Origin of the sequence: Nonomuraea sp. NPDC049684 (assembly GCF_044465345.1) — a bacterium.
Lineage (GTDB): Bacteria > Actinomycetota > Actinomycetes > Streptosporangiales > Streptosporangiaceae > Nonomuraea.
The window spans coordinates 661,944-681,091 of the sequence record NZ_JBITLO010000001.1 but is presented as its reverse complement, the minus strand read 5'-3'; the positions used below and the strand labels follow the sequence as shown (position 1 = coordinate 681,091).

General features: G+C 75.1%; 7 protein-coding genes (1 of these 7 only partly in view). All 7 read right to left on the bottom strand.

The window, feature by feature from the left end; all coding sequences use genetic code 11:
• Tightly spaced (each overlapping or abutting the next), the 7 genes in view from ACIBST_RS03100 to ACIBST_RS03070 form a layout consistent with a single transcriptional unit that may run on beyond the window.
• Positions 1–1,072, bottom strand: the beginning of a protein-coding gene (locus tag ACIBST_RS03100) for an amino acid adenylation domain-containing protein (protein WP_397168603.1). 1,961 nt of this gene lie to the left of the window's left edge; only the first 1,072 of its 3,033 coding nucleotides appear in the window; its start codon is at positions 1,070–1,072; the stop codon falls past the left edge of the window.
• Entirely contained in the window at positions 1,065–4,193 is a 3,129-nt protein-coding gene (locus tag ACIBST_RS03095) for an amino acid adenylation domain-containing protein (protein ID WP_397168601.1), read from the bottom strand. The genes ACIBST_RS03100 and ACIBST_RS03095 overlap by 8 nt, the downstream gene beginning before the upstream one ends.
• Positions 4,190–7,330, bottom strand: coding sequence for an amino acid adenylation domain-containing protein (locus ACIBST_RS03090; RefSeq protein WP_397168599.1), 3,141 nt, complete (start codon positions 7,328–7,330; stop codon positions 4,190–4,192). The genes ACIBST_RS03095 and ACIBST_RS03090 overlap by 4 nt, the downstream gene beginning before the upstream one ends.
• Positions 7,323–7,550: an MbtH family protein gene (locus ACIBST_RS03085; protein ID WP_397168597.1), complete on the bottom strand. Its 228-nt coding sequence runs from the start codon at positions 7,548–7,550 to the stop codon at positions 7,323–7,325. The genes ACIBST_RS03090 and ACIBST_RS03085 overlap by 8 nt, the downstream gene beginning before the upstream one ends.
• Positions 7,547–13,006 carry an SDR family NAD(P)-dependent oxidoreductase gene (locus ACIBST_RS03080; protein WP_397168596.1) on the bottom strand — a complete coding sequence of 1,820 codons (5,460 nt, stop codon included), beginning with the start codon at positions 13,004–13,006 and terminating at the stop codon, positions 7,547–7,549. The genes ACIBST_RS03085 and ACIBST_RS03080 overlap by 4 nt, the downstream gene beginning before the upstream one ends.
• Complete coding sequence (locus ACIBST_RS03075; protein WP_397168594.1) at positions 13,003–17,613, bottom strand: amino acid adenylation domain-containing protein; 4,611 nt, start codon at positions 17,611–17,613, stop codon at positions 13,003–13,005. The genes ACIBST_RS03080 and ACIBST_RS03075 overlap by 4 nt, the downstream gene beginning before the upstream one ends.
• Entirely contained in the window at positions 17,610–19,148 is a 1,539-nt protein-coding gene (locus tag ACIBST_RS03070; RefSeq protein WP_397168593.1) for a thioesterase domain-containing protein, read from the bottom strand. The genes ACIBST_RS03075 and ACIBST_RS03070 overlap by 4 nt, the downstream gene beginning before the upstream one ends.

The window sequence follows — 19,148 nt, the reverse complement described above, 5'->3', positions numbered from 1 at the left end:
GCGGGCGGCTGACGTCGCGTTCGGGGTCCAGCTCGGCGACCAGCTTCTCGAAGGGCAGCTCCTGGTGGCCGTAGACCTCGATCGCGCCGTCCCGCGTCCGGCGCAGCAACTCGGCGAAGCCGGGGTCGCCCGCCAGCCGCGCCCGCAGCGGGAGCAGGTTGACGAACAGCCCGACCATGTCCTCGAACTCCGGCCGGGACCGTCCGGCCACCGGCGACCCCACCGCGAAGCCGGTCGTGCCCGACCAGCGGGCCAGCAGCACCTGGAAGGCGGCGAGCAGCCCCATGTAGAGGGTCGCCCCCTCGGCCCGGCACAGCTCGCGGAAGGCCGCCACGTCCAGCTCGACGTCGTGCCAGCCGCCGCGGAAGGACTGCCGGGGCGGGCGCGGCCGGTCCAGGGGCAGGTCGAGCACCTGCAACCCGTCCAGCTCGGCGCGCCAGAACGCCAGGTCGCCGGCCAGCCGGTCGCCGCTCAGCCGCTCGCGCTGCCAGGCCGCGTAGTCGCCGAAACCCAGCCGCGGCCCGCTCTGCGGCGGTGTCAGCAGCTCGCGGAGGATCAGCTCGGCCGACCAGCCGTCGGCGACGATGTGATGGACCGCCACCAGCAGCGCGTGGTCGTCGGGCGCGAGCCGTACCAGGGTGGCGCGCAGCAGCGGGCCGTCGGCCAGGTCGAAGGGGAGCGCGGCGTCGGCGCTGAGCACCTGCCTGGCAGCCGTCTCGTCCGGCACGTCCACGACGCGCAGCGGCACCCGCACCCGATCCGCCACCCGCACCTCCGGCCGCCCGTCGGGGCCGGCCGGGAAGGTCATGCGCAGGCTCTCGTGCCGGGCGGCCACGGCGTCCAGCGACTCCCGCAGCCGTCCGGCGTCCAGCGGGCCGCGCAGCCGGGCCGACACGGGCAGCACGTACGCGCTCGTCCCGGGGGCGAACTGCTCCATGAACCACAGCCGCTCCTGCGCGAACGACAGCGGCGGGTCGCTGCCCTCGGCGCGTCGCGGGATCTGCTCGGCGGCGCCCAGGCCCGCGATCGCCTTGCGGAAGCGGGCCTGCACGCGCGCGTTCCGTTCATCCACGCTCGTCGGCCTCCTCGGCCAGGTGTTCCAGGGCCGCGGCCAGCAGGCGTGGCGTCGGGTGGGTGAAGGTCAGCTTGAGCGGCACGTCCAGCTCGATGGCCGCGGCGATGCGGGCCGTGGTCCTGGTGGCCAGCAGCGAGTGGCCGCCGAGCTGGAAGAAGTCGTCCAGCGCGCCCACCCGCTCCAGCCCCAGCACCTCGGCCCAGACCAGGCAGACGAGCTCCTCGGCCGCGCCGGCCGGCGGCTCGTAGGCGGCGCCGCGCGGGCGGCCCGGCGCGGGCAGGGCGTCCCGGTCGACCTTGCCGCCGGGGGTGAGCGGGATGCGGTCGAGCGAGACGATCGCGCTGGGCAGCATGTGCGGGGGAAGCTCGGCGGCGAGGTGCTCGCGTAAGGCGTCCCCGGCGTCGTGGACGGCGTAGGCGATCAGGCGGTCGTCGTGGACCACCACCGTGGCCTGCCGTACCGCCGGGTGGGCCAGCAGCGCCGACTCCACCTCGCCCGGCTCGACGCGGTAACCGCGCACCTTCACCTGCCGGTCCAGCCGGCCGAGGATCTCCAGGCTGCCGTCCAGGCGGAAGCGGGCCCGGTCGCCGGTGCGGTAGAGACGCGAGCCGCCCGGGCCGGGGACGAACCGCTCGGCCGTGCGGGCCGGCGCGCCCCGGTAGCCGCGGGCCAGGCCGCTGCCGCCGATGTGCAGCTCGCCCGCGACGCCGGCCGGCACCGGGAGCCCGTCGGGGCCCAGCACCTGGAGCGTGGTGCCGGGCAGGGCGACGCCCACGGCCGGGCGGCGCAGCGCCTCTGACGGGTCCATGTCGGCGGTGGCGGCGATGATCGTGGCCTCGGTGGGGCCGTAGCTGTTGACCAGGCGCACGCCCTGGGGGCCGGACGCGTACCAGGCGGCCAGCGCGGGGCCGGGCAGCGGGTCGGCGCCCAGGATAACCAGCCGCAGGCCGGGCGGCCACTCGACGCCCATGGCCACCAGCTCCTGCCAGTACGACGTGGGCAGGTCCAGCACGGTGAGCGCGGCGCCCTCCGGCGTCTTCAGGAAGTCCGGCAGCGGCTCGTCCGGGCACAGGACGAGCTCCGCGCCGGCGGCCAGCGCCGGGTAGATCTCCTCGGCGTGCGTGTCGAAGCTCGGCGAGGCGAACTGCAGGACGCGGTCGCCCGGCCCGAGCTCGTAGTGGCCGCGCATCCAGCCCACCCGCGACGCCAGCGCCTCGCGCGGCACCTCCACGCCCTTGGGACGCCCGGTCGAGCCCGAGGTGTAGATCACGTACGCCAGCGAGCCCGGCCCCGCGGCCTCGGCGTGCGGCGCCTGCGGCGACTCGCGGAGCTCGTCCTCGTCCAGCACCAGGGCCGCGCCCGCGTCCGCCGCCATCCACCGCAGCCGCTCCGGCGGGTACGCCGGGTCGAGCGGCAGGTAGGCCCCGCCCGCCCGGCCGACGGCGAGCATCCCGGCGATCAGCTCGATCGAGCGCCCGGCGCGCAGGCCCACGACCGTGTCCGGGCCGACCCCGGCCGCGGCCAGGCGTCCGGCCAGGGCGGCGGCCATGGCGTCCAGTTCGGCGTAGCTGACCCGGCGGTCGCCGTGGCTCACCGCCGTCGCGCCGGGAGCCAGCCGGACGCGCTCCTGGAAGAGGTCGAGCACGTCGCGCGCGGGAGGTTGCGGGGTGTCGAGGACCGGCGGCCGGTCCTCGGGCAGCAGCATGGCCGCGCGCAGCGCGGACAGCGGCGTGCCCGGGTCGCGCACGACCGCCTCCAGCACCCGCTCCCACCGCCGCAGCAACCGCGTCGCGGTCTCCTCCTCGAACAGGTCGCTGGCGTAGGACAACATCGCCCACAGGGAGCCGTCGAACTGGGTGACGTCCAGCATCAGGTCGAACTTCGCCTGGGTCGCGCCCGGGTCGAACATCTCCGCCTCGATGCCGGGCAGCGGCAGGGCGCCGGCCTCCTTGTCCTGGATCACGAACATCGCCTGGAACAGCGGCGTCGTGCTCAGGTCGCGGCGGATGCCGAGGTCGTTGAGCAGGCGTTCGAAGGGGATGTCCTGGTGCGCGAACGCGTCCAGCACCGTCGCCCTGGTCCGCGCGAGCAGCGTGCGGAAGGACGGGTCGCCGGACAGGTCGCCGCGCAGCACGAGCGTCTCGGGGAAGAAGCCGACGACGTCCTGGAGCTCCGGGCGGTCGCGGCCGGCGATGACCGAGCCGACCGTCAGGTCCTCGGTGCCGCAGTGCGTGCCCAGCAGGAGCTGGTAGGCGGCCAGCAGGACCATGAACAGCGTGCCGCGCTCGTCCCTGGCCAGCTGCTCCAGCCGGGCCGTCAGCTCGGGGCCGATGCGCCGCGCGCAGTAGTCCCCGCTGGCCACCCGTACGGCCGGCCGCGGCCGGTCCGTGGGCAGGTCCAGCGGCTGCACGCCGTCGAGCTTGGCGCGCCAGTAGTCCAGCGACTCCCGCGCCGGCTCGCGGCCACGCTGCCAGGCCGCGAAGTCGCGGTAGTCGATCGACGGGACGCCCAGCCCCGCCGCGTTCCCGGTGTAGCAGGCGGCCAGCTCGGAGAAGATGATCTTCAGCGACCAGCCGTCGGCCACCATGTGGTGCAGGACCAGGCAGAGCACGTGATCGGTGGCCGACAGCGTGATCAGGTGCACCCGTACCAGCGGCCCCGTGGCCAGGTCGAACGGCGTGTTGGTCAGCTCGGCCACGATCTCCGTGGCGCGGGCCTCGCGTTCGGCGGCGGGCAGGTCCGCGAGGTCCACCAGCACCGGGTCGAGCTTCAGCTCCGGCTCCACGACCTGGACCGGGCCGCCCTCCACCGCGGGGAAGCGGGCCCGCAGCATCGGGTGCCGCGCCGCCACGGTGGACAGCGCCCCGGCCAGGTCGCGGACGGACAGCTCGCCGCGCAGCCGCTGCACCATGTACATGTTGTAGGAGGCGTCGGCGGGGTCGAGCCGCTGCAGGAACCACAGCCGCTCCTGCCCGTAGGAGAGCGGCGCCGGCGCGTCCGGGTCGCTGCGCGGGGGGATCCCGGCGGGCCGGGCCTTCGGCTGCCGCTGGAGCCTGCGCTCCAGCGCCGCGCGCTGCTCCGGGCTGAGGCGGGCCAGCCGCCCTCTCACCTCGCTCATCCGTCCGCGTCCTCCGCCAGGAGATCGTCCAGCTCGACGTCGCCGAGCTGGAGTTCCAGCACGGCCAGCGCGTGCTCGGCCACCGTGGTGAGCTCGAAGCAGACCCGCAGGTCCATCTCGATCCCGTACGCCTCCCGATACCGGGTGATCAGCAGGACGGCCAGCAGCGAGTGCCCGCCGAGCGCGAAGAAGTCGTCCTCGACGCCCACCCGGTCACGGCCGAGCAGCTCGCCCCAGAGCGCGCACAGCTCCTCCTCCAGCGGCGTCTCCGGCGCGACGTAGGTGGTGCCGAGATCGCTGCGGCCGGGCCCGGTGGGCGACGGCAGCGCGGCCCGGTCGAGCTTCCCGCTCGGGCCCACGGGGAACTGGCTGACCTGCACGAACGCCTGCGGCACCAGCGCCGCCGGCAACGTGCGGGCCGGCCCGGTCCGCAGCTCGTGCGACAACCGGCTCGGCTCGCCCGTCCAGTCCACGTAGGCCACCAGCCCGCGGCCGCCCGGCGCGTCGTCGCGCAGGGCGACGACCACCCCGCGCACCCGCGGGTCCGCGGCCAGCGCCGCCTCGACCTCGCCCAGCTCGACCCGCCAGCCGTGCACCTTGACCTGGTCGTCGATGCGGCCGAGGAACTCCAGCTCCCCGTCGGCGCGCAGCCTGGCCAGGTCGCCGGTGGCGTACAGCCGCGCGCCCGGCGGGCCGTACGGGTCGGGGACGAAGCGCTCGGCCGTCAGCCCCGGCCGTCCCGCGTAACCGCGGGCCACCTGGACGCCGCCGATGTGCAGCTGCCCTGGCACGCCGACGGGCAGCGGCTCCAGGCGCTCGTCGAGCACGTGCAGGCGGCAGCCGGGCATCGGGCGGCCGATGGGGATCACCGTCTCGCCCGGACGGCAGGCGTGCCAGGAGACGTCGACGGCCGCCTCGGTGGGGCCGTACAGGTTGTGCAGCTCCACGCCGGGCAGGCGCTCGAAGAAGCGGGCCGCCGTCCTGGGCGGCAGCTCCTCGCCGCTGCACACCACGCGCCGCAGGGACGTGCACGACTCGATGTTCGCCTCCTCCAGGAAGAGGGCGAGCATCGACGGCACGAAGTGCATCGTGGTCACCGCGTGCCGCTTGACCAGGTCGCGCTGGTGAGCCGGGTCGCGGTGGCCGCCCGGCCGCACCGGCACGAGGCAGGCGCCCTGCAACAGCGGCCAGAAGAACTCCCACACCGACACGTCGAAGCTGGTCGGCGTCTTCTGCATCACCACGTCGCCGGCCGTCAGGCCGAACGTCTCCTGCATCCAGGCGAGCCGGTTGACGATGCCGCGATGGGTGTTGACCACGGCCTTCGGCCGGCCGGTCGAGCCCGAGGTGTAGATCAGGTACGCGGCGTCGTCCGGCCCGGTCACCGGGTCGAGGTCGCCGGAGCCGAGGTCGTGGTCGTCCTCCAGCAGCACCGTCTCGACCGGCCCGAAGGACGGCAGGTGGCGCTGGGTGAGCAGCACCCCCGCGCCGGAGTCGGACAGCATGAACTCCAGCCGGTCCCGCGGGTACTCCGGGTCCAGCGGCACGTACGCCCCGCCCGCCTTGAGCACCGCGAGCAACGCGACGACCAGCTCGGGCGAGCGTTCCGCGCAGACCGCGACGGGCCGGCCGCGCTCCACGCCGATCTGCCGCAGCCGCCGGGCCAGCCGGTTGGCGCGGCCGTTGAGCTCGGCGTAGGTGAGCGTGACGTCGCCGAAGACCACCGCGGGGGCGTCGGGGGTCGCGGCGGCCCGGGCCTCGATCAGCGTGTGCAGGGTGCCGGGCCCGGCCTGCGGGCCGCCGTCCCCGAGTGCCAGCACGCGCGCCCGCTCGTCCGCGTCGAGCACGGGGAGCTCGGGCACCGCCCGGCCGGGGTCGGCGGCGGCCGCCTCGACCAGCGTGCGCAGGTTCGCCTCGAAGCGTTCGATCGTCTCGAGGTCGAACAGGTCGGTGGCGTACTCCAGCCGGGTGTGCAGCAGCCCGTCGCGCATGTTGACGTCGAGCTGGAGATCCACCTTGGCGGTGCCGTTGGCGATCTGCCCTTCGTTGGTGCGGATCGCCAGGTTGAACATCACCTGGTAGATCGGCGGCACGCTCAGGTCCCGGGCCGGCTGCAGGTCCTCCACGAGCCGCTCGAACGGCAGCTCCTGATGGTCCAGCGCCTCGGCCACCGTCGCCCGCACCCGCCCGGCCGCCTCGCGGAAGCCGGGCGCGCCCGACAGGTCCACGCGCAGCGGCACCGCGTTGACGAACATGCCGATGACCGGCTCGGTCTCGGGCAGCAGCCGGCCCGCGACCGGCGTGCCCACCACGATGTCGTCGATCCCCGACCAGCGCGACAGCACGGCGGCGTACGCGGTGAGCATCACCGTGAACAACGTCGTGTTGAGCTCCTTGGCCAGCCGCTCCACGCCCGCCGACAGCTCGGGGGAGTAGACGCCGAGCCGGATCCCGCCCCGGTAGCTGCGGCGGGCCGGCCGCGGCCGGTCGCCCGGCAGGGCGAGGTCGGCGGGCACCCCGGCCAGCCGCTCCCGCCAGTGCACCAGCTCGGTCTCCAGGAACTCGCCGGACAACCTGCCGCGCTGCCACACGGCGAAGTCGGCGAACTGGATCGGCAGCTCGGGCAGCTTCGGCGGACGGTCCTCGCCGAGCGCGTCGTAGCACTCCTCCACCTCGTCCATGAAGACCATGGACGAGACGCCGTCGAAGATCGTGTGGTCGAAGACGACGGCCAGCCGCAGGTCGTCCTCGGCCAGCTTGACGTGCCTGCCGCGGTAGAGCGGCGCCCGTTCCATGTCGAAGGGCAGCACCGCGTCCGCCTTGGCCAGGCGGGCCAGCTCCGCCTCGGCGGCGGCCCGCGGAAGGTGGCTCAGGTCCGTCTCGGTCAGCGCCGTCGGCGGCGCGCCGGGGTGGACGATCTGCACGACCTGCCCCTCCCGGAAGTCGAACGTGGTGCGCAGCGCCTCATGACGCCGCACCACCAGATCGATCGCCCGCTCCAGCCGGCGGGGGTCCACCGGCTGCCTGGCCGCCATCGGCATGACCATGCCGATGTTGTAGACGGCCAGATCGGGCTCGAAGCGCGAAAGGAACCACATCCGCTCCTGGCCGGAGGAGGCGGGGAAGGCATCACTCACTGTCCATGGCCTCTCGCAGACTCTTCGGCCGCATGTCGGTCCACACCTGCTCGATGTGCGCCAGACAGGCGTCCTTGGTGCCGGAGAAACCGGCGTCGTACCAGCCGGAGGGGTTGTCCCGGCCGGCCGGCCAGATGGAGTACTGCTCCTCGTCGTTGCGTACGACCTTGGTGTCCGTGCCGGTCTCTGTGCTGGTTACTGTGCTGGTCTCTGCGCTCATGCGGAACTCCGGGGGAGGCGGGGGATGGTCTGGGTGGCGGGCCCGGCCGGGGCGGGCTCGGGGGCGGCGGCCGTGGCGGCTTCGATCAGGGCGGCGACCCCGGCCACGGTCGGCTCCTCGAACAGGTTGCGCATCGGCAGCCGCACCCCCAGCTCCTTGCGGATCAGGGCGATGAGCTGGACCGCGATGAGCGAGTTGCCGCCCAGCTCGAAGAAGTCGTCGTCGACGCCGATGTGGTCGCCGCCGAGCACCTCGCCCCACAGGCGGGCGATCGTGGCCTCGGCGTCGTTGCGCGGCGCGACGTAGCCCTCGGCGGGCGCCTTGTCCTGCCGGTCGGCGACCGCCGCCGGGTCGAGCTCGCTCTCGACGGTCTCCTGGGTCAGCGAGCCGACCCCGGCGACGAGCTCGGCCACCGTACTGGCCGCCACCACGACCTGGGGGCCGAGCGGGGCGGCGAGCAGCCGGCGCAGGGAGAGGGCGCCGTCGGCCGGCCTGATGCCGGCCACGTCGTCGGCCGCCGCCGGCGAAGCCGCCGACGAAGCCGCCGACGAAGCCGCCGACGACGCGGCCCCGGCCGGGGCGGCGACCTGGGACCCGGCGCTGGAGCGGACCCCGGAGACCACGGCCTCGGTGTCGATCCTGCGCAGGACGTAGTCGGAGATCTGCACCAGCACCGTGCCGTCGGGCGCGATCAACGTGACGTCGACGACCAGCACCTCGTCGGTGTCGGTGCTGGTGATGCGCAGATGGCTCCAGAACGCCTCGGGCAGGCCGCCGAAGACGGTGATGCGGCCGTAGCCGAGCGGCAGGTAGTGGCCCTCGACCGCGACCCAGCTGAAGGTGGTGGCGGCGTCGAGCAGAGCCGGGTGCAGCCCCCACCGGTCGAGGTCGGCCATCAGCACGTCGTTGGCCTCGAACAGGCCGAGCGCCTCCTGCTGCCCGACGTGCGTGGCGGTCAGCGTCCGGTGCCAGTGGCCGCCCAGCGTGAGCAGGCCCGACAGCGGGACGCCGCCCTGCTCGTCCGCCGAGGAGACGCAGCGGTCCATGATGGCGCGCAGGTCCACGCGGTCGGCGGGCGGCGGGCTCACCTTGGCCGCCGTGCCCCTGGCGTGGCTGCGGTGCGAGCCGCCGATGATGCTCTGCACCTGGAACTCGGCGCCGTCCGCCTCCGGGGTGAAGAGCACCCTCACCTCGGCGGTCGCGCCGTCGGCCACCGACAGCGGTTCGACGAACACCACGTCCCGCAGCTCGATGACCCCGTCGCCGGGCAGCACCGCCTCGGCGGCCGTCCTGGCCAGCTCGACGTGGCCGGTGCCGGGCAGCACCGGCACGTCGGCGATGCGGTGCTCGTCCAGCACCCAGTGCGTGGCGGGCGAGAGCGTGCCGCTGCACCAGTCGAGCCCGCCGATCTCTCCGGCGTGCCGCGCGTCGAGGACCGGGTGGTCGAGCGCCTTGATCCGGTCGCCGCGCTGCAAGGCGACGAATCCGGCGGGCGCCGCCGTCTCCACCGCCATGCCGACTTCCAGCCATCTGCCCCAGTTGACGCTGACGACCTGGGCGGCGTTCCAGCCTCGCCCGGCGCGGGCGTGCGCGTCGAGGAAGTTGTTGGCCGCGCAGTAGTCGATCTGCCCGAACCCGCCGGCCACCGCGGTGATCGACGAGCAGAGCACCACGGCCTCCAGCTCCAGGTCGCCGAACGCCTCCTGGAGCGCCAGCGTGCCGAGCAGCTTGGGCCGGAGCACGGCCTCGGCCGCCTCCCGCTCCTTGATCTGGGCCATGCCGCCGCCGGGCAGGCCGGCCGCGTGGACGAGCACGTCCACCCGGCCGAAGGCGGCCAGCGTCTCGTCCCTGGCGCGGCGCATGTCCGCCGGATCGGTCACGTCGGCGGCCAGGGTCAGCACCCGCGCCCCGGCGGCCTCCATCCGGCCGATCGCCTCGGCGGCGCGCGCCTCGCGGGCCGACCGCGGCGGGCCGCCGGGCAGCCCGCTCCTGGACAGCAGGACCAGGTTGACGCGGGCCCGCGCCGCCAGGTCCTCGGCCAGCGAGATGCCGATGCCGCCCAGACCGCCGGTGATCACGTACACCTGGCCGTCGCGCGGCTCGCCCGGCTCGCTGTCCACCTCGACCTGCTCGTATCCGAGCAGCCACCGCTTCCCGCCGCGCAGGGCGACCGGGGCCAGCAGCCCGGCCTCGCCGGGCTCGGCCGCGCGGCCCAGCTCGGCGGCGAGGCTCCGCGCCGCCGCCGGCCGGTTCGCCTCACCGTCCGGCGCGTCGATGTGCCGGACGCGCAGCCACGGCGTCTCCAGCGGGACGACCCGGGCGAAGGCCGCCAGCGTCGCGTGCTCCGGCCTGGTCAGGTCGCCGCCGACGACGTCCATCGTGCCCGCGGTCACCAGGTCGAGCTGCACCCCGCCCGGAGGCTGGGCCGCCGACAGCGCCTGCACGAGACCCAGGACGCCGAAGAAGCCGCGGTCCTGCGCCGCCCACGTCTGCTCGCCGCCGGTGAGCGCCCAGGCGTGCACGATCCGCTCGGGGATCTCGCCGACCGCTTCGAGCAGCGCGTCGTAGTCCTCCCGTACGGCCGGCCGCACCGTGAAGTGCCCGTCGAAGGCGCCGAACGCGGCGCCCGGCCGCACCTCCAGCACCTCGGCCCCGGAGGCGCGCAGCGCGTCGGCCAGCGCGGCCGAGCCCTCGTCCACGAAGGCCAGGCAGCGCGTGACCGGCGACGGCGTCCCCGGACGGGCCGGCGCCTGGCGCCAGACGGGCACGCCGTACCACCGCTCGGGCGGCAGGGGGCCGCCGGCCTGCTGCGGATGGGCGACGCCGCCGGCGAAGGCGCCCTGCGGGTCGGGGTCGATCCAGGCGCGCTGCCGCTCCCACGGGTAGCCCGGCAGGGAGACCCGGAAGCCGGGGGCGCCGAAGTCGTTCAGCTCGATGCCGTGCACCCACAGCGCGCCGACGGCCTGCGAGAAGACCGCGACGTCACCGGCCCGGTCGCGCGGGCCGGGCAGCGACGGCAGCGGGGCGATCGCGCCGGCGGCGAGCTGGGTGCCCGCCAGGCCGCACAGCTGCCGGCCCGGCCCGCACTCGATCATGATCCATTCGCCGTCGGCCAGGAGCGTCGAGACGCAGTCGCCGAAGCGGACCGGTTCGCGCACGTGCCTGGCCCAGTAGGACGGGTCCGTGGCCTCCGCGGCGGTGATCCACGTGCCGGTCACGTTGGACAGGAACGGCAGGCTCGGCGCGGCCGGCCGGGCCGCCGCGACCAGCTCGCGGAACTCGCGCAGCATCGGCTCCATCATCGCCGAGTGGAAGGCGTGCGAGGTGCGCAGCCGGGTGCAGCCGATGCCCTCCTCCTCCAGCATCTCGGCCAGCTCCGCGATCGACTCCGACGGGCCCGACACGACGCACGTGCCGGGGCCGTTGACGGTGGCCACCGAGACGTCGTCGGGCAGCATCGGCGCGATCTCGTCGGGCATGAGCTGCACGGCCAGCATGGAGCCGGGCGGCAGCGCCTGGATGAGCCGGCCGCGCGCCGCGACCAGCCGCATCGCGTCGGGCAGGGTGAAGACGCCGGCGATGGTGGCCGCCGCGTACTCGCCGATGCTGTGGCCGATCATCGCGGCCGGTTCGACGCCCAGCGAGAGCCAGAGCCTGGCCAGCGCGTACTCGACCGTGAACAGGGCGGGCTGGGTGAGCGAGGTCTGCCGCAGCGCCTCGTCCGCCTCCTCGCCGGTGGCGAAGATCTCCTCGCGCACGTCCAGGACGGCCGCGCACTCGTCGACCGCCTCGCGGAAGATCGGCTCGTTGCGGTACAGCTCCGCGGCCATGCCGCCGTACTGGGCGCCCTGGCCGGAGAAGAGGAAGGCGACCTGCGCCGGTCGCTTCGGCTTGGCGCCGGTGACGATCCGCCTGGGGTCGGACAGCGCGGCCACCGCGTCGCCCGGCGAGGTGGCGACGACGACGGCCCGGTGCTTGAGCTCCCGGCGGCCCACGCGCAGCGTGAACGCGGCGTCGGCCAGGTCCGTCTCGGGGTGCGCGGCCAGGTGCGCGGCCAGCCGCTCGCGCGCCGCGGCCAGCGCCGACTCCGTCCTGGCCGACAGCTTCAGCAGGTGGGCGGGCCGCTCACGGGGCAGCGACGGGCGCGGCGGGGCCTCCTCCAGCACGGCGTGCGCGTTCGTGCCGCCGATGCCGAACGAGCTGACCCCCGCGCGGCGCGGGAAGTCGTCGCGCTCCCACTTCGTCGGCGAGGAGACGACGTAGAACGGGCTCGCCGGGAAGTCGATCTTCGGGTTGGGGCTCTTGAAGTGCAACGTCGGCGGGATCAGCTTGTTCTCCAGCGCCAGCACCGTCTTGACCAGGCTGGGGATGCCGGCCGACTGGCCGAGGTGGCCGATGTTGCTCTTGACCGAGCCGATGCCGCACCACTGGGTGTCGCTGGTGTGCTGGGCGAACACGCTGGACAGCGCGGCCACCTCGATCGGGTCGCCGAGCGCCGTGCCGGTGCCGTGCGCCTCGACGTAGGTGACCGTACGGGGATCCACGCCGCCGACGCCCAGCGCCTGCGCGATCACCGCGGCCTGGCCGTCCAGGCTGGGGGCGGAGAAGCCGACCTTGCCCGCGCCGTCGTTGTTGATCGCGTTGCCCAGGACCACCGCGCGGATGTTGTCGCGGTCCTCGATCGCCTCCGACAGCCGCTTCAGCACGAGCACGCCGCCGCCGCTGCCCCAGGTCGTGCCGCCGGCGTCGGCGTCGAAGGAGCGGGTGTGCCCGTCGGGGGAGACGATGCCGTCCTGGTCGTAGATGTAGCCCTCGCCCTGCGGCAGGTCCAGCATGGCCGCGCCGGCCAGCGCCATGTCGCATTCGCCGTTGCGCAGCGCCTCGCACGCGATGTGGAAGGCCACCAGCGCGGTCGAGCACGCGGTGTGCACGGTGTAGCTGGGGCCGCGCAGGTCGAGCTTGTAGGAGGTGAGGGTGGCGCAGTAGTCCACGTGGTTGCCCACCATGACCGCCAGCCAGCCGGCGTTCTTGTGCGCCTGGGCGTTGCTGCGGATGTTGCGCCACTGGTAGGTGTCCGTCCCGGTCCCGGCGTAGACGCCGATCTCACCCGGGTAGCGGAACGGGTCGTAGCCCGCGTCCTCCAGCGCCGTGTGCGACAGCTCCAGGAACAGCCGGTGCTGCGGGTCGCGCACCTCGGCCTCCCTGATCGACATGCCGAAGAACGCCGCGTCGAAGCCCTCGTAGTCGTCCAGCGTCATGGCGGCCGGCACGAAGTTCGGGTCGGCCAGCAGGCTCTCCGCCGTGCCCAGCGCCCGTTGCTCCTCCAGGGTGTACGTGGTCAGCGACTCGACGCCGTCGGCGAGGTTGCGCCAGAACTGCTGCGCGTCACCCGCTCCCGGGACTCGGCACGACAAGCCGATGATCGCGATCGGCTCGGCCGTGGGCTCGTCCGTCATGGGGCAATCCCCTTCTCGTTGCGGTTCCTCAACCTGTCTCGCCGTGAGGCCAGGCGGCGCGCCGCCCGGTCCAGTCCCGGACTGCCGCCCGCGCCATCGAGATGCGCGGCCAGCGTCCGGATCGTGGGATGCCTGAACAGCTCGGTGATCGGGATCTCGCGGCCGGTCGCCGCCCGCAGCCGGGCCTGCACCGCCGCCACGGCCAGCGAATGGCCGCCGATCTCGAAGAAGTTGTCGTCGGGGCCGAGCCGCGGCACGCCCAGCACGGCGCGCCACACCTGGGCGACCGTCTTCTGGGTGGGGCCGTCGAGGCCGCCGCCGGCCTTGGGCTGCTCGACCGGCCGGCCGCGCAGCGCGGCGCGGTCCACCTTGCCGTTGGGCGTCAGCGGCAGCGCGGGCAGCGCCACCACCTCGCTGGGGACGGCGTGCTCGGGCAGCGCGCCGCGCAGCTCGTCCAGGAGGCGGTGCGCCGCCAGCCCCGGCCGGGCGGGCACCACGTAGCCGACGAGCGTGCCGCCCTCGACCCTGGCCGCGGCGGCGCGCACGTCCCGGCAGGCGGCGAGCGCGGCCTCCACCTCGCCCAGCTCGACCCGGAAGCCGCGCACCTTCACCTGGTCGTCGGCGCGCCCCGCCGGGGTGATCGTGCCGTCGGGGTTGCGCCGGCCGAGGTCGCCGGTGCGGAAGCGGTCGCCGGTGAAGCGGCGGCCGGTCAGCGCCGGATCCAGGTAGCCGTCGGACAGGTGGCGGCTGCGGACGACCACCTCGCCGAGCTCGCCCACGCCGGCCCGCCTGCCGTCCGGCGTCACCACGATGATCTCGCTGCCCTCGACGGGCCGCCCGATCGGCACGACCTCCGGGTACGGCTCCGCGAGCTCGTGCCACGCGTGCGCCTGCGGCGTCTCGGTCGTGCCGTAGAAGGCGACGATCCGGGCATCGGGCAGGAACGCGCGCAGCCGGGCCGCCTGGACGCCGGTGAACAGGTCGCCGCCCACCCCGGCCAGCCGCACGTCGGGCAGCGTGCCGCCGGTGCCCGCCAGCATCGCCGCGAGCTGCGGCGTCAGATGCAGGACGGTGATCGCGTGCTCGCGCAGCCAGGTGACGAGCTTGCCGGGATCGCGGACCAGCTCGTGGTCGGGCACGAACAGCTCGGCGCCCGCCACGGCCGGCACGAACATGTCGCGCAGCGCCGGGTCGTGGGCCGGTCCGTGCAGGAGCGCGAACCGGTCGCGCGGCTCGACCGCGAAGGTGCGGACGTACCAGGACAGGAAGTGGGCCAGCGGCCGCTCGCCGGTGACGACCGCCTTGGGCTCGCCCGTGGTGCCCGAGGTCATCGACAGGTAGCCGGGCCCCGGCAGCGGGGCGCCGCCCTCGCGCAGCTCGATCACGTCGTCCCGGAGCACCGCCCGCGCTCCCGCGGCGGCGATCTGCCGCTCCTGGACGGCGGCGGGATAGGCCGAGTCGATCACCACCCACCGGGCCCCCGCCGCCAGCACGCCGAGCAGGACCCCCGGCAGCTCGGGCACCCGGGAGGCGACGACGGCCACCACGGCCCCCGGCTCGACCCCCGCGCTCCGCAGCGCCGCCTCGGTCCGCCGCCGCGCCCCGGCGTGCGCGCCGCCGGCCAGCTCCAGCAGGCCGGGCCCGTCCCAGGCCGGCAGTTCGGCGTCGGGGGGCTCGGGGCGCGCCTGTCCGGTCAGCGACTCGCCGAGCAGCTCGACGTAGCCGTCCACCAGCGCCGTCATGCGCTCGGCGGAGAACAGGTCGGGGTTGTAGACCAGCTCCAGCGCGTAACCGCCGCGCTGCTCGCCCACGTACATCGTCAGGTCGAACAGCGCGCCCGGCAGGCCCGGCCGCAGCGTCTCGCTCGCGCAGCCGTCCAGGTCCAGCTGGGCCTGCGCGAAGTTGTACATGTTGAACATGACCTGCGTGATCGGGTTGCGGCTCAGGTCGCGCGGCAGCCGCAGCGACTCCAGGAGCTGCCCGAGCGGCACGTCCCGGTGCCTGATCGCGGCGTTCAGCTCGGCCGCGCACGCCGTCACCTGCTCGGCGAAGCCGCCACGGGGGCGCAGCCGCAGCGGCAGGACCTGCACGCACATCCCCACCAGCGACTCGAACGCCACGTGCGGCCGGTCGGCGTAGGCCGCGCCCACCACCAGGTCGTCCCGTCCGGCGAGGGTGGCCAGGCGGCGCGCGAAGGCGGCCAGCAGCACCGCGTACGGGGTGGTGCCGAGCTCGGCCGCCAGCTCGGCCACCCGGCCGGCCAGCTCCGCGTCCACCTCGCCACGGACGGCGGCGCCGCGGAAGGTCTGCGCGGGCGGCCTGGGCGCGTCCCTGGGCAGGTCCAGCACCAGCGGGGCGTCGTGCAGGCGCTCGCGCCACCAGCCCAGCGCCTGGCCGTCGCCGTTCGCCCGCAGCCAGCGCACGTAGTCGGCGAACGTGTGCTCGCCCGCCTCGACCGGCTCGCCGCGGTAGGCGGCCGACAGGCCGCGGAAGAGCACGTCCTGCGACCAGCCGTCGAACACCAGGTGGTGCGCGGTCAGGCAGAGCACGTGCTCGTCGGGGGCAGGCCGGAGCAGCCGCGCCCGGAACAGCGGCCCGGCGGCCAGGTCGAACCGTTCCCGCGCCTCCTTCTGCAGCGCCGCGTCCAGATCGGCGGGGGAGAGGTCGTCGATCGGCAGCGGCACCTCACCCGGCGGCGCGACCGTCACGTCGGGGATCCCGTCGCGCGAGGCCACCCGCCAGCGCAACGCCTCGTGGGCCGCCACCACGGCGGTGAGCGCCCGGCGGAGCGCGGCGACGTCGAGCGGGCCCCGGATCCGCTCGGCCATCGCGATGTTGTGCGCGGCCGACTCGGGCGCGAGCTGCTCGACGAACCACATCCGGCGCTGGGCGGGGGAGAACGCGGCCGGGCTGCCGGTGGGCGGCGCGGCGGCGGAGGCCCGCTCCGCGCCCGCCACGAGCGCGCGCAGCGCGCCGTAGGTCCGGCCCTCGTAGACGTCCTGGACCGAGACCACCCGGCCCAGCTCCGCGCGCACCGCGGCCACCAGCCGCATGGCCCGCAGCGAGTGGCCGCCGCGCTGGAAGAAGTCGTCCTCGTCGTCCGGGACGGGCGCCTCCAGCACCCGCGCCCAGATCCCGGCCAGCCCGCTCGCCGTTCCCCGCTCCCGCTGCGACTGCGCCCGCAGGGCGGCGAGGTCCACCTTGCCTGAGGCGTTCAGCGGGAGGAGCGGCAGCCGGACCAGCCTGGTCGGCAGCATGTACGGCGGCAGCCGCACCGCCAGGTCCTCGCGCAGGGCGGCCAGGTCGGGCGCGTCCTGCGGCGTCACGTAGGCGACCAGCTCGCCCGCGTAGTCCACCACCGCCTGCCGCACTCCGGGATGGGCGCGCAGCGTGGTCTCCACCTCGCCGATCTCCACGCGCTGCCCCTGGACCTTCACCTGGCGGTCGAGGCGGCCCATGAACGCGATCTGGCCGTCCTCCTGCCAGGCCACGTGGTCGCCGGTCCGGTACAGCCGCGCGCCCGGCTCGTCCGAGAACGGGTCGGGCACGAACCGCTCGGCCGTCAGCGCCGGCCGGTCCAGGTAGCCGCGGCTGACCTGCGGGCCGCCGACGAGCAGCTCGCCGGGGACGCCCGGCGGGCACAGGTTCATGTCCTCGTCCACGATGTAGGCCCGGCAGCCGGTCAACGGCCGGCCGATCGGCAGCGGCCGCTCCCACACGCCGCGGAACTCGCCGCCCACCACGACGACGGTCAGCTCGGTCGGGCCGTACAGGTTGTGGAAGCGGGTGTGCGCCGACCAGCGCGCCACCTGCTCGGGCGGGGGCGGCTCGCCCGCCGTCACCACGTCCCGCAGGTGCGGCAGCCGGCTCGGGTCCACCAGCGGCAGCAGCGCGGGCGGGAGGTAGCCCCAGGTGACGTCGTGGCCCTCCAGGAAGTGCTGCAACCGGGCCGGGTCCACGCGGTCCTCGTCCGGCACGAGCTGCACGCAGCCGCCGACGGTCAGCGGGAGCACCATGTCCATGATCGAGGCGTCGAAGCCCAGCGCGGAGAAGGCCATCGAGCTGCAACTCGCGTCCAGGCCGAAGCGCGCGACGGTCGCGGTGACGAAGAAGACGGCGTTGGCGTGGCTCACCACCACGCCCTTGGGCCGTCCGGTGGAGCCGGAGGTGTAGATCACCCACGCCGCGTTGCCCGCGACGGCGCCGCTCTCCCGGGGCTCGGCCGGTCCCGGCTGGAAGGCGTCGACGAGCGTGGCGGCGCAGCCGTCCAGCAGCTCGTGGCCGCGCTCGTCCACGACGACCACCGCGATCCCGGCGTCCTCCAGCACCTCCTCCAGCCGCTGGCGCGGATGCCCGGGGTCCAGCGGCACGTACGCGCCGCCCGCCAGATGCACGGCCAGCACCGCCACCGGCATCAGCGGGGTGCGGCGGGTGCACAGCCCCACCCGCGCCTCCGGCCCGACGCCGAGCTCGCGCAGCCGGCCCGCCAGCGCCCACGCCCGCTCGACCAGCTCGGCGTAGGTGAGCACGTTCTCCCACTGCCGGACCGCCGGGGCGTCCGGGGTCCGCGCGGCCTGAGCCGTGATCAGACTGCTGAGGAGTGTCATCCTGCGGCCTCCACACCCGGCCGGACCAGCCGGCCTCGCCGTACCGTCTCGAAACGCAGCAGGAAGCCCGGCGCGCGCACGGCGATCGCGGCGATCGCCCGGCCCAGCGGCAGGTGCGTCACCCGCCACCCCGCCAGCCACTCCGCCTCGGCACCCGTCTCAGCACCCATCTCGGCGCCCATTTCTGGGCCCATCACTGGGCCCGTCTCTGGGCCCGCTTCGGGGGACGCCTCCGGCACCCACGCCCGGCCCGGACGCTGCCCGGCGAACCCGAACCGCGCCGGATCCACCCGCCGCCCGTCGCCGGACGCCTTCAGCAGCGCCTCCTTGGCCGTCCACGTGCGCAACGCGCTGTGCAGCCGCAGCTCCTCGGGCAGCGCGGCGAACTCGGCGCGCTCCCGCTCGTCCAGCATCCGCTCGAAGAACGTCTGCTCGTCCGCCGGCGGGCGCAGGCGCTCCAGGTCGGCGCCCACCTCCCGGCCGGTCGTCAGCGCGACCAGCACGAGCCCGCCCGACCGGGCGACGCTGTAGGTGAGCCCGGTCCCGCCGTACGGCAGGCCGCCGGACCGGCCGGGCGGCTCGGCGAGGCCGGGGTCGGCCCCGTACTCCCTGAGCAGCCGCCGCAGCAGCACCGACCTGCCGACGAACCCGCGCCGCCCGTCCTCCTGCCGGAACCGGGCCGCCCGCGCCGCCTCCCGCGGCGACAGCTCGTCGAGGGCCGCGCACATCTCGGGCAGCTCGTCGAGGTCGGCCAGCCACACGTGCACCTCGTCGGCGGCGATGGCCCGCTCGGGGCCGGCCGCGATCGTCCGCGCCACCTCCTCGCCGTGCGTGGCGAGGAAGAGGTGCGCGGCGTCGAGCGTGTGCAGGCGGAAGGCCGAGGAGGTGTGGCGGGCCCAGGCGAGCATGCTCGGGTGGGCGACCTCCCGGTCGTGCGCGCCGGCGAAGGCGACGATGGGCACGTCCAGGGGCTCCTCGCGGGTGTAGCGGTAGCGGCGCAGCCAGTCCATGTCCGTCCGCAGGGCGGGGATGAGCAGGGCCTTGACCTCGGGCTGCGTCCGTAACTCCGCGGGCGCGCCGAGCCGCAGGATCACCTCGTCGACCAGGTCCTCGTCGCCCAGGCCCGTCCACCGTCCCAGCGTCTCCTGGCGCTCCGGCGGGTGCGCGGCGCCGACGTAGAGGCATTCGGGCGCCCGTACGCCCAGCCGCCGCAGCTCGCGGACCACCTCGAAGGCGACCCGGCCGCCCATGCTGTGCCCGTAGATCGCGTACGGCGTGCGCTGCCGGGCGACCTCGGCGGCGACGGACCGGGCGATCAGCTCAGGGGAGAGGGCTCCGGGCTCGGCCACCCGGCCCTCCCGGCCTGGCAGCATGGCCACCCGTACGTCCAGGATGCCGTCGAACGCCTGCCGCCACGCCCAGAAGGCGGTGACGTCCCCACCGGCGTAGGGGAGGCAGAAGAGGGTCCGAGCGCCGGGCGGGTATCGCGTCAGCGAGGCGAACGGTGTCTCGGACAGCGGCTGTTCTTCTGGCAT

Coding starts and splice junctions, on each gene's coding strand:
- ACIBST_RS03095 (WP_397168601.1), bottom strand. CDS start 4,193: ATGAGCGAGGTGAGAGGGCGGCTGGCCCGCCTCAGCCCGGAGCAGCGC.
- ACIBST_RS03070 (WP_397168593.1), bottom strand. CDS start 19,148: ATGCCAGAAGAACAGCCGCTGTCCGAGACACCGTTCGCCTCGCTGACG.
- ACIBST_RS03075 (WP_397168594.1), bottom strand. CDS start 17,613: ATGACACTCCTCAGCAGTCTGATCACGGCTCAGGCCGCGCGGACCCCG.
- ACIBST_RS03080 (WP_397168596.1), bottom strand. CDS start 13,006: ATGACGGACGAGCCCACGGCCGAGCCGATCGCGATCATCGGCTTGTCG.
- ACIBST_RS03085 (WP_397168597.1), bottom strand. CDS start 7,550: ATGAGCGCAGAGACCAGCACAGTAACCAGCACAGAGACCGGCACGGAC.